At 44.9% G+C, this 16554-nt stretch carries 12 protein-coding genes; 5 read left to right on the top strand and 7 right to left on the bottom strand.

The features are described from left to right. Positions 1 to 91 precede the first annotated feature (91 nt). Together nemA and BLR43_RS00190 are read right to left on the bottom strand one after the other, a co-directional pair. Positions 92 to 1198, bottom strand: coding sequence for an alkene reductase (gene nemA / locus BLR43_RS00195; RefSeq protein WP_071002472.1), 1107 nt, complete (start codon positions 1196 to 1198; stop codon positions 92 to 94). A 241-nt stretch (positions 1199 to 1439) separates the two neighbouring features. Further along, the gene (locus BLR43_RS00190) at positions 1440 to 2369 is read right to left on the bottom strand and encodes a DMT family transporter (RefSeq protein ID WP_071002474.1); all 930 of its coding nucleotides are present in this window, start codon (positions 2367 to 2369) and stop codon (positions 1440 to 1442) included. Between the two features lie 626 nt (positions 2370 to 2995). Between BLR43_RS00190 and BLR43_RS00185 the strand changes: the two genes are divergently transcribed. The 3 genes from BLR43_RS00185 to BLR43_RS00175 all read left to right on the top strand — a co-directional run bounded on the left by BLR43_RS00185 (position 2996) and on the right by BLR43_RS00175 (position 5230). Continuing rightward, complete coding sequence (locus BLR43_RS00185) at positions 2996 to 3250, top strand: hypothetical protein (RefSeq protein ID WP_071002476.1); 255 nt, start codon at positions 2996 to 2998, stop codon at positions 3248 to 3250. Positions 3251 to 3476: 226 nt separating this feature from the next. Then, positions 3477 to 4484 carry a lipoate--protein ligase gene (gene lplA / locus BLR43_RS00180; RefSeq protein WP_093067311.1) on the top strand — a complete coding sequence of 336 codons (1008 nt, stop codon included), beginning with the start codon at positions 3477 to 3479 and terminating at the stop codon, positions 4482 to 4484. 50 nt (positions 4485 to 4534) lie between these two features. Further along, positions 4535 to 5230 carry a hypothetical protein gene (locus BLR43_RS00175; RefSeq protein ID WP_093067308.1) on the top strand — a complete coding sequence of 232 codons (696 nt, stop codon included), beginning with the start codon at positions 4535 to 4537 and terminating at the stop codon, positions 5228 to 5230. Positions 5231 to 5380: 150 nt separating this feature from the next. On the opposite strand, the gene BLR43_RS00170 is transcribed toward BLR43_RS00175, so the two are convergent. Beyond that, positions 5381 to 7516 carry an NADPH-dependent 2,4-dienoyl-CoA reductase gene (locus BLR43_RS00170; protein ID WP_093067305.1) on the bottom strand — a complete coding sequence of 712 codons (2136 nt, stop codon included), beginning with the start codon at positions 7514 to 7516 and terminating at the stop codon, positions 5381 to 5383. A gap of 407 nt (positions 7517 to 7923) precedes the next feature. Between BLR43_RS00170 and BLR43_RS00165 the strand changes: the two genes are divergently transcribed. Beyond that, positions 7924 to 9588 (top strand): AMP-binding protein, encoded by a 1665-nt coding sequence (locus BLR43_RS00165; protein WP_093067300.1) that lies wholly within the window; start codon positions 7924 to 7926, stop codon positions 9586 to 9588. A gap of 207 nt (positions 9589 to 9795) precedes the next feature. On the opposite strand, the gene BLR43_RS00160 is transcribed toward BLR43_RS00165, so the two are convergent. The 4 genes from BLR43_RS00160 to hemA form a co-directional block, all read right to left on the bottom strand. Further along, positions 9796 to 10215 (bottom strand): DUF6691 family protein, encoded by a 420-nt coding sequence (locus BLR43_RS00160; RefSeq protein WP_093067296.1) that lies wholly within the window; start codon positions 10213 to 10215, stop codon positions 9796 to 9798. A 95-nt stretch (positions 10216 to 10310) separates the two neighbouring features. Beyond that, on the bottom strand, positions 10311 to 10748 hold the full coding sequence (locus BLR43_RS00155; RefSeq protein ID WP_071002485.1) for a YeeE/YedE family protein: 438 nt from the start codon (positions 10746 to 10748) through the stop codon (positions 10311 to 10313). Positions 10749 to 10953: 205 nt separating this feature from the next. Then, positions 10954 to 12090, bottom strand: coding sequence for an aminotransferase class V-fold PLP-dependent enzyme (locus BLR43_RS00150; RefSeq protein WP_093067292.1), 1137 nt, complete (start codon positions 12088 to 12090; stop codon positions 10954 to 10956). Positions 12091 to 12606: 516 nt separating this feature from the next. After that, positions 12607 to 13998, bottom strand: coding sequence for a glutamyl-tRNA reductase (gene hemA / locus BLR43_RS00145; RefSeq protein WP_093067289.1), 1392 nt, complete (start codon positions 13996 to 13998; stop codon positions 12607 to 12609). Positions 13999 to 14549: 551 nt separating this feature from the next. Here hemA and BLR43_RS00140 point away from each other — a divergent pair. Next, positions 14550 to 16487, top strand: coding sequence for a tetratricopeptide repeat protein (locus tag BLR43_RS00140; protein WP_071002489.1), 1938 nt, complete (start codon positions 14550 to 14552; stop codon positions 16485 to 16487). Positions 16488 to 16554 lie beyond the last annotated feature (67 nt).

Genomic DNA, 16554 nt, shown 5'->3' with positions numbered 1-16554 from the left:
AGAAGCACAAAAAAGCCCTCTGACTACCGATAGTCAGAGGGCTTTTATGAAGCATAATTTAGCTATTTAGTCAGCAGAACCGACAAATAAACTATTGCGCCTGATCCATAAACGGATAATCAGTGTAGCCAACCGTGCTGCCACCATAGAAGCTCTCTGGATGCTGCTCGTTGAGCGGTGCACCCTCTTGAATACGTTCAGCGAGATCAGGATTGGCAAGATAATCACGACCGAATGCTACTGCGTCGATATAACCTGCCTTGATATTTTTTTCTGCTTTGTCCGCATCATAGCCTCCCGCCGCGATGATGGTCTGATCGAACGCATCACGGACACGCTGACGGAACTCATCGCTATACGGCGTACCCCCTGCCCAGTCTGGCTCTGACAGATGCAAATACATTAGACCACGCTTGTTGATTTGCTCAATCAGCCAAATGTTATCGTCTTCTTCGTAGCCTCCCTCAACATTGTTGAACGTGCCAAGTGGTGAAATACGAATACCCACGTGATCAGCATCCCATGCCTCTGCGCAAGCATCAATCACGTCCAAGGTCAGACGCGCGCGGTTTTCGCGGCTGCCACCGTACTCATCGTCACGCTGATTGGTATGCTTGGCCCAAAACTGATGCAGCAAATAACCATGCGCGCCATGAATCTCAATACCATCAAACCCCGCTTCCTGCGCGCACTTGGTTGCATGTGCAAAGTCAGTAACCACTTGCTGAATCTCATCAAGACTGGCTGGGCGCGGCGGCGTGGCATCCGCGCGAATGGCTTGGTTGTCACTATCACGCAATGAGGTACGGATACCTACATCGACATCTGAGGCTGAAATTGGCGCACGGCGCTCAGGTTGTACGCTTTCATGTGAGACAAGTCCTGTGTGCCATAGCTGGACGACAATCTTGCCACCTTTGGCATGGACATTGTCAACGATGGCTTTCCATGCAGTGACTTGATCTTGAGTATGTAGCCCTGGTGCGCCTGCATAGCCTTTTGCTTGAAACGATACTTGCGTCGCTTCAGTGATGACAAGGCCCGCCCCTGCACGCTGCGAGTAGTACTCTGCTGCCCATGTGATAGGGACATCGCCTGGCTCAACGGCACGCAGACGTGTCAGTGGAGCCATCATAATGCGGTTTTTTAGCGTTTGTGTGCCCATTTTTACAGGCTCAAATAAAATATCGTGTGCCATAATCTGTCCTATTGGTTATTGTCGCTATTTATGATCTTTAGTTATAGCAACCATCATTCATACTGATTATTATCGAATGCTGTTTAGAAAAACTTATAATATCATTAGTAAATCTACGTTTAGCGCCTACATTTATAGGGGATAGATTTCATTATTCCAAGCAATATTTACAAACAGATACAACAATATTCACCTATACAAATCTTCGTATTTGTTTACTACGAAGACTGTTTACTAAGCCTTAAATACTGTTCATCTGGGCCTTGTCTTTTGGCTTTAGCATTTTCTTAATTGATAGCTCTAATGACAGATATGTGCCGATTAATATCACAATCGAACCAATGATGGCTTGTATATTTAGCGCCTCGCCAAGCAATAGATAGCCCAAAATAATCGCAAAAATTGGAATGACTAACGTGATACTCGTGGCACGCGTTGGCCCAATATTTTTGATCAACTGATTCATAAAAATAAGGGCAATGGCGGTTGAAAACACACCGATACATATTACAGATACCCATGCCTTTATGCTGATCGCTTTGCCATAAGGGAACTCTGTAAAAGTCACCGGCAGCATGATAAGGCTACCGATGATGAGTGAACCTGCCGTGATCGCAACTGGCGAGACATCGTATAAGTAGTTTTTGGTGATGTTTGCGCCAAGCGCATAACCCACACAAGCGAATAGCGCGTAGCCCATCGGTAATAATCCCTCGACCAAGCCTTTACCCTGATCGCCACCACCAAATAAGCTTTCGCTCATCAATATAATCACCCCAACTACCCCAATCACCAATCCAAGCGCTTGTTTTTTGGACAGTCTGTCTTTAAAGAAGACGCGAGCGATAAAGCCGCTCATCATCGGTACGGAAGCGTTTAGTACGGCGAGTACGCCTGCATTCACTGACTGCGCAGAAAAAGAAAACAACACAAATGGCAATGCGGCAGAGAATAAGCCAACCAGCGACAGCATTTTCCAGTGCTGTTTGATACCAACTCTGTTTTTCTTTTTTAGCAGTACAAATACGAGCATGACCAATCCTGCAAAAATCACCCGCAAACTGGCAAATGCCAACGAACCAAATTCAGGCACGCCAACCCGATAAAACACAAAAGAGAGTGACCACATAAAAGAGAGGGTCACAAAGATGATGAGATCACGGTTGGTCATCGGATAATCCTATTAAGCACGTAGACTGCATTTGCCAACTCGTGTCGGTCATAACCGTCTGATATGTGGTGGAGGTTAATGTGCTAATAAGGCACTATGATGGTAAATCTATAACCACCTTGTATATTGCTTTTTATAGGTGTCATCGCACATTCTTATGGATTAACCTGTCTTATTTAAAGCCATTTCACGATGTCTAGCTTTTCTATATCTTAGATAACTGGGTAAAATACTTTATCGAGCGAAAAGCCAGTAGACGCTGCTACCCTACAATTTTTCTACTTTAGCCTATTTCAGCGCTTTATTATTTATATACTGGCAAACTCCAAAGTCACTCTTGAGTCATTACCCTCATCAGTATGTATAAGAATAGAACCTATCTTGATATCGAAGCTTTCTAACAATAAGACTCATCGATAGACAATCTTAATAATATCAAAGTATAAGCAATGCCATCTAATCAGTAGGAGGTTTCCTTAAAAATATAATAATTGATATTTGTTTGCTAATTTTTTACTATCTATTTACTATCTAAGAGGTATTGGCTCGTATCTGGCGATACAAAAATAGATGACAAATTACACAAAAAGCTAAACTGTCAGTATGAGGGCGCTGAAGGTGCAGCGATGAGTTATAGCTTTAGGCAGGTCTCTTATAACCTGCCAGGACTTGGCAAAATGGCCACATCTAATCAAGCAAACTACAATGACCGTAATGAGATCACTGGATGGACGACCACCGTCAATGATGAGCCAGCCATTATCAGATATCGTTTGCCAAGCAATCAGCGTATCGTCAGTGATGCCTATGCGCAGTCTGGCAAAGCGGTGATGCAGTGTTATCTTAGTACCAAGTCGCAGTGGGAGATTTGTGCTGAATAGAGTGAGATATTATTGAGATTTAATACATCATAAAGCTGAGCTTATTGCTCAGCTTTTCCACTACTAGCAGCAAGACTTAATACTTTTTACGTTATAGTATTGCTTACATATTCCATCGAATTACTCTCCCTACCACTCTATCATTGAACCCCAATCTTTTATCAGTAAGAATATCAGTATCTATTTGTAGCACTTCCCTATAAAAACGATTAAAAAAGGATCCATCATGAAACTGCGCATCTTAAAGTCTGCGGTGACCAATCCTTGGTTCAATCTTGCCACCGAGGATTGGATATTTAATACGCTCAATCCCGACTCGCACACGCTTTTCTTATGGCGCAACTCTGAGACCGTGGTCATTGGTCGCTCACAAAACCCATGGGTAGAATGCAAGACGGATAAGATGGCAGCAGACGATGTCTTTTTGGCGCGGCGTCAAAGTGGCGGCGGTGCGGTATTTCATGACTTGGGCAATACCAATTTTACTTTTTTATCCCCAAAACACGCGTACGACCAAACGGCCAACTTTACCATTATCATCAATGCGCTAAAAAAGCTGGGTATCGATGCTGAGCAGTCTGGTCGTAATGATATGCAAGTGGGCGATCGAAAAATATCAGGCAGCGCCTTCAAACACGCCGCCGATCGCAGTTTTCATCACGGGACACTGCTAGTCAATGCCAATATGCAAAAGCTTGGCGATTATCTCAATCCGCATCCCTTAAAGCTCAAAGCAAAAGGCATCAAATCGGTACGTGCGCGCGTGGCAAACTTGGTAGCGTTCAATGATGCCATCAATCATGAGACCTTGTCTGAGGCGATTATCGAGGCGTTTTGTGAGTATTATGGAGAAACTGCGCCAGTTGAGCAGTTGGATGAAGCCAGCCTTGCCAAGCAGCCGGCGCTAAACGCTTACTATCAGCAGATGGCGGACTGGGATTGGCGCTTTGGCAAGACGCCTGAGTTTAGCCATCATATCGAGACGCGCTTTGATTGGGGCATGATGGATGTGCATTTGGATATCAAGCAAGCTGTGATTACGGAGGTTGTTATCTTCTCTGATGCGTTAAATATTGAGCTGATTGATTTGCTCAAAGAGACATTGACTGGTGTGAAATATAATAAGCATGAGATTAATGCCAAGCTTGCTGAGCTGGGCAAAGCACATCCTGAATTGGCAGCACAGATAGACGATGTATCTGAGTGGCTGACTAGTGAGATGGAAGGTTACTAATTTATGATTAAAAGTGTATAGTTTAATTTTTTATCACATAGAAGTCAGAAATGTTAGGTTTAAATCTTGAATCTTTAGACAGTTTATGGCCAATCGCAATTATCATGGCAACATTGAAAATACTTTTTGAGATAGGAAAGGTATGTAAATCTTACCAAGAGAATAGATACTATAGCTTGGATAAGCTCAAAGAAGCTTTTGAAACAGAAAAAGTTGATAACAAACTCAGAGAACAGTTAGTTACTACCTATGAAAGAGAGGTGTTCCACAAGATTTATAAATTAAATATAAGTAAATATTATCGTAGAAAAATTATTGATATCTCCAACAATTCTTGCGATATTGAGTTATCGACTTTTAGAAAAGCAAATAACTATATTACTTACGAAAATGAAAATATCTGCTTAATTTATAGATATTCATACCCTATATTAAAAACACTAAATAAAATATATTCTTATTTTTACTATATGCTCTCGGTTTTTTTCATTGTAGGTTTTCTATCTTATTTCTTAGAATATGAGTACTTATCAAAAATCTATGTCTCTGTAGACAATCAGTATGTATTACTGTTTTTAGGGCTTTATTTTCTTTTGGGATCGTTTTTCAGTATAAAAAAGGAAGTCTCTCTGGAAGCAGTAATAGTATTGAAAAAACATGCTGACATACTTCGAAGTGATATCAATATCATACATAAAGAATTAATATATGACAAAATAGTAAAAAAAATACTTAATATCCCTTAATCAAGCTAGATAAAGAATCATTAATAATTTCAAGAATTAGTTTCTTTAGCAAATTAATGTACTTAAGCAAAGGCTGTTCTCAAGAAAAACAGCCTTTGTCAAAACATTCATTTTTTCAAATATAGATTATTTGAAAAGTCTAAATAATCCTTAAATCCCTGCCGCAACCTCAGCGCCATCACGAATGGCGCGTTTGGCGTCCAGCTCAGCTGCCAGTTTGGCACCGCCAATAAGATGGTATTGCGCGTCTGGCGCATCGCCGACATTTGGCATCAGACTGGCGACTGACTCTTGACCAGCACAGACGACGACGCTATCGACACGGAGTAGCTGGCTTTGACCTTGGGCGTTGGTGACCCAAATGCCCTCGTTAGTGATTTTGTCGTACTGCACGCCAGCGACTTGGATGACGCCATGCGATTTGATATGCGCACGATGCACCCAGCCAGAGGTTTTGTTGAGGCCTTTACCCAGACGGCCTTTGCTACGCTGCATCAGATAGACCTGACGAATGGGCTTAATCGCTTTGGGTCTGACCAGTCCGCCATCACTTTGATAATCGGTATCGTTGGTCACGCCCCATTCCTCGCGCCACTCGCTGATGGACTGAGGTTCAGGGCGATAATCTGGATCTTTTAGACCTTCAGGGCCGATCTCATCCAGCGATTGTCCGTGATTGGCAGTCAGATATTCACTAACATCAAAGCCAATACCGCCAGCACCGATGACCGCCACGGTGTTGCCCACGGCTTTTTCACCAGAGAGCAATTCAGCGTAGCTGATGACTTGTGGCAGATCAGCCCCTTCAAGCTTACCTGCGAGACTTCTAGGTACAACGCCAGTGGCGACGATAACATGATGGAACTTGGCTTTTTCCAGCATGTCTTTATCTACAAAAGTATTGAGTTTAATCTCGACGCCTAAGTGCTCAAGCTCGTTGATATAGTAGCGAACAGTCTCAAAGAACTCTTCTTTACCCGGGATGACTTTGGCGTAGTTGAACTGTCCACCCAACACATCTTTGGCTTCAAACAAGGTCACTTCATGACCACGTAAGGCGGCGACATGAGCGGCTGACATACCAGCGACCCCGCCACCGATAACGGCGACTTTTTTCGGTTTCTTGGTTTTTTTGTAGACCAGCTCAGTCTCATAGCACGCTTGCGGATTGACGAGACAGGTCGAGCGTTTGTTTTCAAAGGTATGGTCGAGACACGCTTGGTTACAGGCGATACAGGTATTGATGCGGTCTGTCTGACCGTTTTTGGCTTTGTTGACCCAGTTTGCATCCGCCAAGAATGGACGCGCCATTTGAATCACATCTGCCTGACCATCAGCGATGATTTTTTCTGCGGTATCTGGCATGTTGATGCGGTTGGCCGCCATCATTGGGATATTGATGTGTTTTTTGATCTCAGCAGTGAAATCAACGAAAGCGGCGCGTGGTACGCTGGTGACGATCGTTGGGACACGCGCTTCATGCCAGCCGATGCCCGTATTCATGATCGTCACGCCCGCTTCTTCTAGCGCTTTGGCGACAGTGATGACTTCATCCATAACGTTACCATCTTTGACCAAATCAATCACTGACAAGCGGAATAGGATAATAAAATCTTCACCCACGGCTTCGCGAACAGCTTTGACCACATCGACGGCAAACTTCATCCGGCCATTGATATCGCCGCCGTATTGATCGCTACGCTGATTGACGTGGCGCGATAAAAACTGATTGAGTAAGTAGCCCTCAGAGCCCATGATTTCGACACCATCATAGCCCGCTTGCTTGGCAAGACGCGCTGAGCGGGCATAGTCTTTGACTGTCTGCTCGATATTTTTTATGCTCATCTTGCGCGGTTTAAACGGCGAGATTGGGGATTTGATTGGGCTGGAGGATACCGCAAAAGGATGATAGCCATAGCGACCACTGTGCAATATCTGCATGATGATTTTGCTGTCATGCTTATGCACAGCACGAGTGAGGCGTTGGTGATTGATGACGTCAGCTTTGGTATTCATCGTGCCGCCAGCAGGCAACAACCAACCTTCGCGATTGGGTGAGATGCCGCCAGTGATCATCATTGCCACGCCGCCTTTGGCACGTTCTGCAAAATACGCCGCCAGCTTACCGTAGTTATAAAAACGGTCTTCAAGCCCCGTATGCATAGAGCCCATGACCATGCGGTTTTTTAGCGTGGTAAAACCCAAATCTAATGGCTCAAATAAATGGGGATAGTATTCATTGGTGCTGGCGGTATCGATCGTATTAGCAGAACGGCTGGCGGTCATATCATTTTCCTTATGAATGTTTTTTGAGACGGCTTCTTAAAAATGGCTTTGTAGAAATCGTGGTGCTACGGGATTTAGCGTTATCAGTATCGTAACACACCGCTATTATCACTAGCTATGCAGACAAACGACTGATGAGTGAGCACTATTTGGTGACGATCAGAATACGATCGTGAAGTGTGCCAATTATCACACGGGCTGGTGGCGTATCGTTAGGTTGTTACGATAAAACCCGCTCCAGTGTTGACAATGTTTTTTTATAATCAGAGAACTATTTTATCACTTCCTCCTCACCGCCCATTAGACTAATCGATAAACATCGACTATTCTAACCTCTTTCTGTGTTAAATTAAGGTGCTGCGTTACCCTATTGACGCGTTATAAAAATACGATAAAGGATTATCATCATGACAGATTTTCATACCGGCCTCGGCAAAAACGCTGCCAATTATCAACCGCTCACCCCTATTGATTTTATTATCCGTAGCGCTCAGGTTTATCCCGATAAGACTGCGATCATTTATGATGACCTTGCACACAATCACCTCACTCAGACATGGCAACAGACTTATACGCGCTGCCGCCAACTGGCAGATGGCTTACGCAAATTGGGTATCGATAAAAACGATACGGTCGCCGTCATGCTGCCAAACACGCCAGCGATGGTCGAATGCGCCTTTGGCGTACCCATGTCAGGCGGCGTACTCTGTACATTGAACACGCGCCTTGATATCAACGCCCTGACTTTTTGTTTGCAGCATTCAGAGGCCAAGGTTCTTATCTTGGATAGCGAGTTTGCGGAGCACGCCGAGATCATCGATGAGACCTTCCCAAACCTCATTGTCATTCACGCGACCGATCATGCTATCGATGTCGAGCCGTTTGGACAGATGAACTATGAAGCATTGATTGCCAGTTCAGACAGCTTGGATAATTGGGAGATGCCAGCGGATGAATGGGATGCCATTGCCCTGAACTACACCTCTGGCACAACAGGCAAACCAAAAGGCGTCGTTTATCATCATCGCGGTGCTACGCTCAATGCGGTGTCGAATATTTTGGATTGGGATATGCCAAAGCATCCGACCTACTTGTGGACGTTGCCGCTGTTCCATTGTAACGGTTGGTGCTTCCCGTGGAGCATCGCTGAGCGCGCTGGGGTCAATGTCTGCTTGCGTAAGATTGATGCGGATTTGATATTGCAGCTGATTGCCAAGCATCAAGTGACCCATTACTGCTCTGCGCCCGTCGTCCATAACATGATTGCTGGCGGCAAACCTGAGTATAAGGAAGCCATTACGCATACCGTCAAAGGCTGGGTCGCTGGGGCACCGCCATCTGAAACCATGCTGGCAGCAATGGAAGAGATGGGCTTTGATATCTCTCACGTCTACGGTCTCACTGAGGTCTATGGGCCAGTGACCGTTTGCGCTGAGCAAGAAGAATGGAGTGATCTTGATGTCGCCACCCGCGCCCAAAAAAAATCACGTCAAGGCGTGACCTCACACTTAATGACAGGGTTTGAGGTATTTAAACAAGGCACGACTGAGCCAGTCGCCGCCGATGGCGAAGAGATGGGTGAGCTGGCACTACGTGGCAATATGGTGATGAAAGGCTATCTAAAAAGCCGCAAAGCCACTGAAGAAGCATTCACTGATGGTTGGTTCCGCACGGGGGATTTGGGTGTCAAATACCCTGATGGCTATATCAAAATCATGGACAGACTCAAGGATATTATCATCTCAGGCGGTGAGAACATCTCTAGTATCGAGGTCGAAAACGTCCTATACAAGCTCCCTGCGATTGAGAGCTGTGCGGTCGTCGCCGCGCCACATGATAAATGGGGCGAAGTGCCCGTCGCCTTTATCGAGATTCATGAGGGCAGCACCTTGCAACGCGATGCGGTAATAGCGCATTGTAGTCAGCACTTAGCAGGTTTTAAAGTACCAAAATATATCGTCTTTGCTGAAATTCCAAAGACCAGTACGGGTAAAGTACAAAAGTTTGAGCTACGCCAAGCAGCCAAATCGTTGGCGCATGAAACGTCAAAAGTCACTGCGAGTGCTAAGTGATCTGACAATACATTAAATCCTGTCATCAACTAACATTCATAAAAAAGGTCAATCACATATACGTGGCTGACCTTTTTTCGAGTGCTAGCCTATTTATACTATAGTTGGTTCAATATAATTTGGAGACAAGGAAGCCAAGTAAAGGTACTACAAATAGTAGACTAAGCGAGGCTGACACCGTATCCAATTTATAGAGAACTAACTATATCAGCCAATTTTTGGCTCAAACCACTGATAGACCAGCATCCCTATGATCATCGCAGGGATAAACACATACGCTTGCCACTGACCCGTCCCGAGCAAGACGATGCCTGGCCCCGGACAAATACCGACCAGCCCCCAGCCGATACCAAACAACATGGCTCCGATAATCAATTGTTTGGTGATGACGGTTTTGCTTGGCATATCAATGGGCGTGCCAATCCAGCTACTCTCTTGACGCTTGGCCAACAGCACACCAAAAAATGCAACGAACAAACCACCACCCATCACCAGTACAAGGGAGATATCCCATGCGCCAAACACATCTAAGAACCCTTGTACTTTTACAGGATCCGTCATACCTGACACCAGCAGCCCAAACCCAAACAATAACCCTGCCAGCAATCCGATTATATTTTTTAGCATCGTCGTATCTCGCTATTATTATCTTCTATTAACTATCATATGTCGTGCGTGCTTTAGTCCTACTAGCAATCTCATGGCAATCTGCCATTGAGCATTTATAGTAGCCCTAGGACATGACGACCGATATACACGGTCACAATACCCAACAGCATAAAGGTGACGGTCGCGGCCAGTGAGCGTGGAGATAGACGTGCATTACCACAAATACCATGCCCACTGGTACAGCCTGAGCCAAGACGCGTGCCAAAGCCCACCAATAGCCCTGCGGCAATTAACAGTGGCAAAGAAGTGCTAATCTCTACGTTAGGTAGCGGTCTTGCCAGCCTGTACAGCACGGGCGATATGACCAAACCCAGTATAAACAGTATCTGCCACATCTCTACACGCTTGGGTTTTAGCAAGCTTGAAAAAATGCCACTGATACCCGCTATACGGCCGATACCGAGCAGCAAAATAACTGTCGCTACCCCTAGCATCAGACCACCTACTAGAGATATCGGTGTAAATGCTTGCCAGTCTATTTGTATACTCATAACGGACTACCCATTTAGGTTTATTAAGTATTTGCTTAACGTTCGATTTATATAAATACATTATATTATAAAATATAATAAAAGGGTAAAAAAATACTGAGCACGTATGATGATAATAACGGCTCAGTATTTTATGATGATAAAAGCGTCTTCAGAAGTACTTATAAAGTTAGCGGTATCATTTTAAAAGGTTTCTCAATCATAACTACTGGCTTAGTACTTCATCCAGTGCGGACTCAAAACGCGTGACCGTACCATCGATATCGGTTAATTTATCCAAGCCAAACAGACCCAAACGGAACGTCTTGAAGCTGTCAGGCTCACCTACTTTTAAGGGTACGCCAGCGGCGATTTGCACACCCGCTGCCGCAAAAGCGCTGCCTTTATGCATATCATCACGATCGGTATAAGATACGACAACGCCAGGCGCTTGAAAGCCTTCAGCCGCAACGCTCTCGATGCCTTTGGCTTCTAGTACTTCACGAATACGTTTGCCAAGCGACCACTGCGCCTCACATAGCTTATCAAAACCAACCGCTTTGGCTTCATTCACCGCATCACGGAACTGGCGTAAGCTGTCTGTCGGCATCGTCGCGTGGTAGGCATGACCGCCGTTTTCGTAAGCGCGCATGATATTTAGCCATTGCTTTAGATCAATACTAAAGCTATCAGACTCTGTGCTGTCTACTTTTTTGACCGCCGCCTCGCTTAGCATGACAAGACCAGCGCCTGGTGTACTGCTCCAACCTTTTTGCGGCGCGCTAATCAGCACATCGATACCCAAGTTTTTCATGTCTAACCAGACACAGCCTGACGCGATACAGTCGATAACCAACAATCCACCGACACTATGCACAGCCGCGCTCAACGCTTTGATATAATCATCTGACAAAATCATGCCAGACGAAGTCTCGACGTGCGGCGCAAATACCACTGCTGGCTGCTCTTCTTTGATTTTAGCTACCGCCGTGTCGATATCGACTGGTGCAAACGGCTTTGGTAACTCGCTATCATCTGCACGATTGGCTGTGAGCACGGTAGAGGATTTGGCAATTTTGCCTTTTTCTAAAATCTGCGTCCAACGATAGCTAAACCAACCATTACGAATGATGAGGCAATCTTCGTCATTTGCCAGTTGACGCGCGACCGCTTCCATACCATAAGTACCAGAACCCGGTACGATCACCACGGCATCCGCGTTGTAGACAGATTTTAGATCACTAGATAAGTCATTCATCACTTGCTGAAAGGCTTTTGACATATGGTTTAGCGCACGATCAGTGTAGACCACCGAATACTCTAATAAGCCGTTTGGATCGATATCTTGACGTAATGCAGGCATGGAACACTCCTAGTATATGATTAGATGATGACTGTTTCTTAATTTTTTGGACCTTATTTTTATACCATAATATGGGGATAGGAAATAATATAGATACTAATATCGTTAAGTACCATAGATGATTGGTATCAACCGAATACTCATATCGAACAAAAATGAAGAAGATATAGGATAGACAAGATAACCCTTTAACCCAGCGCTACTGTCTTTGATGATGAGGTCATGTGTTGTTTTGATATCAATGCTTCAGATTCATGATATGCAAACGCACTGATTCTAATACACATTAATGAGGGCTATAAACATGGGGCGAAACTATTTCTAGTCACGTTATAGTCACAACATGAGCGAGTCTCATCACCCTATGTCAAGCCAAACTGTCTTGACCCAAATCATCCATAAGATTTGATAGTAGCACTGATACTAGAGGTTGACAACGATACGCTCAGGCACTGATATGGCTTGCGTGATTAGAGTTTTATTGGTAAGTGTTCGTTGATCGACGCTGTGAGAACATTAGCGCCCGCGATGGGCATCCTGTAGCCCAGACACCACAAAATCTAGCAAATCGCTATCACCTTCGCGGGCCGCTTTACGCATGAGCTTGGATGGTGCGTGCGTCAGTGTTTGAGTCAGGCGCCGTGACAGCTCAATGAGAATGTCTTCTGGACTGTTATCTTCTTGTTGCAGCTTAGCAATGGACTCATGCAGTAGCTTATCTACTTGATTTTGAGTACAGGTACGATACTGCTGGATGTCTTTACCCACTTGACGAACTTGGAAGCGACGATCTATTTCAACGACCAATTGACTGACTAAAAGTTCCGCATCGACCGCCGCTTGCCGACGCTGCTCAATATTGCCAGCAATCACATGCTGCAAATCATCGACAGAATACAGATAGACATCATCCATGCGACTGATGGTTGAGTCAATATCACGTGGTACGGCCAAATCTATCATCAACATTGGCTGATAACGGCGACGCTTAAGCGCTTGCATGGTCATGGTTTTATCAATCAATAAATCCATACTACCACTACAGCTGCTGACAATATCGGCGTCTGCCAGCACTTGCGGCAAATCTTGCAAGGGTCTGACGTCTATGCGGCGATTGGGACTACGCAGTTCAGCCGCCAATGCCTCAGCACGCTCAGGATTACGATTACAAATAATCACTCGCCCAACGCCAAGTCCTGCGATATGGGTGGCAACCAAGCGATTCATCTCACCTGCCGCGACGACCAATAGCGTACGACTCGGCAAGTCATCAAATATCTGCGTGACCAATTTGGCCGCCGCAAAACTCAGCGATACCGCTTGTGCACCCACTTGCGTCTCATTACGTACTCGTTTGGCAGCGGCAAATACTTGATCAACGATCCAACCGAGCTGATTGCTCAATACTTTTTGCTCTTGTGCCAAATGCACAGAGCGCTTGATTTGACCAAGTATTTGCGGCTCACCCAGTATCATAGAATCCAGCCCCGCTGCGACTCTTAGCCAGTGGGTCAATGCGTGCGTGTCGCGGTGCACATAGAGATAAGGATCGATATCTACGAGTGGCAGCTGTTTGAATTCAGCAAGCCACGTCTTAATCTTGAGGATATGAGCGCTGATCATGCTTGATGTGACATGAGCACTGCTACTAAAATCATTGTGGGAGATGGCGTGATCTGTCTGCTCATTGACTGCCGAGCTTGATGAATGTGAGTGGTGCGGGGTCAACGTATGGGGCACAAGCGCATAAATCTCAGTACGGTTGCAAGTAGAGACAATCACACTGCCATCCGTGAAGGATTCTATTTGCTCAAGCGCGACATTCACATCGTCACCCACCAGCGCCAAGCGCTCTCGCAGAGCGACTGGTGCAGTTTTGTGATTGACCCCAATGACCACTAATCTCATTATCGATAGACCATAAACATGACGCCTAGCTGCCCACTCACGCTATCTTATTATTTTTAAAAGACAGTTTTTGACGACAGCGCTGAAAGGAAGACCCTAAAAACCGCTTATTATATCATTATTGCTGGCGTTAATTAACACTCACCCATCTATGATAGCGATATCTCTGTATCTGGTCGCAAATGTAACAAATCAACTACCGATATGATTGATAAAATCAATGGATGTATTTTGGCAAATAGTCGCTAAGATCATCATAAATCATTCGCTTAGTGTCGCCTAACTTGTTATATTTCCACAGTATTCTGATCAATATACCTATTTGTATAAAAGTCTTAGCAAGATAACTCATGCTTAAAACAAGTATCAGTCATAGCCTATCAATAGAATGATGATTGCTCAGATATGAGTAACACGGATGCTATTGTTTATACTGTTCATCCGCTCTTATAATATTTGTCATGGGTACTCATTACCACTATTTGATTTGAAATGATTAAAATAAAATTGCCTCAGCTATGTAGGTAAACCATGGGCGAACACGACTATCTATGATGTTTTTTGGATCATTATCTAGATCACAACCTCTTTATAACGAGCAATCTAGCCTCCGCGCTTTATTGCAAGTCGTTATTGATCGTTTGTGCCAGCGTTATAAGCTAGCGTTGTCATTGGCCGTCTGTTTATGCCTTGCCGTACCTGCACATGCCAGCCATGCTGATACAGAATTGGCCGCAAAAACGCCACCAGTAGCAGTCATTACTAGCGATAACAGGGCAAATAATAATGCTACTTCTAGCACCTCTATCAGCACGACTGTTCATAAAAACAGCCAAATGACAGATAGCGTAACCAACATTGATGGTCTAGCGCCAGCCAGCCTATGGCAGCCTGAACTCAACGAACCCAGTTTATATGCTCTATTAGATGCAGAGTTTGCTGCGGATCGTGATGACAAACAACGTGCGATGACGATCTATAAGCAACAATCTTTTAAAGAAGATGCCACAGCGGTATTTGAGAGGGCGCTAACTCTATCATTGCGTAATGAAAGGGTTGAGGATTCATTAGCCTTTGCGAAATCATGGCAAGACCAGAATCCTGATCATGTACCTGCTTGGTTTTATGTGGCGCATTTGGCACTACGGGCACACGACTATATCTTAGCTGGCGAGACCTTAAACCGCATCTTGCGTTACGATCCGCGTGCAGATTTGAGCGAAATCCTTATCGGTATTTATCCCAATAATGACGATGACAAACGCGAGCTGCTTGCCGCTTTGCAGCCACTAGATAGTGAGCAAAATGCTTCACTGTCCGTATTAAAAGCTGGTTTACTTTACCAATTTAATGAGCCCGAAATCGCTATCGTGCATATCAACCGTGCGCTAGAGCGCCAGCCTGATTATGTGCCTTTTATCACCCTAAAGGCTGACATCTTGCGCAAAATCGTCACCTCTGAAACTGTGGTCAACTATATAAGCCAAGCACGCTTGCGCAATCCTGATAGCAAAAGTTTGTACCTGTACGAGATTCGCTACTTATTAGACTTAAAACAAAGCGAGCAAGCTTGGAAACTATTGCTCGAAGCCCACAGCCGCTTTAACGACGATGCTGAGATTACCTTGTTAGCAGCACTAGTGAGCTTGGATATCGAAGAATATGCGAGTGCGGATGATCTACTCAATATGCTTGCCAAAAACCCCGCTTACCTTGACCAAGCTTATTACTATCTCGGTATCAGTGCTGAGCGCCAGCAGCAGTTTGATAAAGCCAAATACTATCTCAATGCCGTGATGCAAGAAGACTTAGTATTAGAAGCACGTCGAAAAGTGGTCGCATATGAATTGCTCAATGACGACGTCGACGCCGCCATTGCTACTTTAGAAAAGCTACGCAAAGACTTTACGGTGTTCGCCCCTGACACCTTTGTGATGCAAGCCGATATTTTGTGGCAGCAAAATGAATCAGAAGAAGCCTTACGTCTATTGACGCGGGCCGCTCGTAAATATCCTGATAATGAGATGTTACTCTTTGCCCGTGTCCAACTGTTAGATGACAAAAGCGACTATGTCGTCAAACGTACACTCCTTAATCATTTGCAGGCGCTCGATCCTACCAATTTATCCTATCAGCTCAGTTATGCACAGTTGCTATTGGCCAACGAGCGTAGCTCTGAGCAAGGTCTGGCACTCGCCACAGCAATTATCCAGATTCGCTATGATGATCCGCGCTACGATAATGACCTTCATCTACAGGCCCTAAACGTACTGGCGGGTAATGCACTGGCCAAAGAAAACTATAAGCAAGTCATCGATTATCTGCAAACGCCTTACGATGTGCTCCCAACCCTGCGCTCAGGCACTCTATTACTGCGTGCTTATCAAGGTCTTGGCAATAACGAAAAAGTCGAAGCACTACTCGCAGATTTGCAACAGCGCTTCTCCTTTGGACAACACAATATCAATGACAGCATACAGCTATATTGATAGTGGTTTTTCAAAATAACTGTTGCGGCATGATGCCATTAGGCTTGACACGTCACAAAGCACTTAT

It is taken from the genome of Psychrobacter pacificensis, from assembly GCF_900101915.1.
GTDB classification, from domain to species: domain Bacteria; phylum Pseudomonadota; class Gammaproteobacteria; order Pseudomonadales; family Moraxellaceae; genus Psychrobacter; species Psychrobacter pacificensis.
Note: the sequence above shows the minus strand (reverse complement) of the source record. Positions and strands in the feature narration are given on the sequence as shown.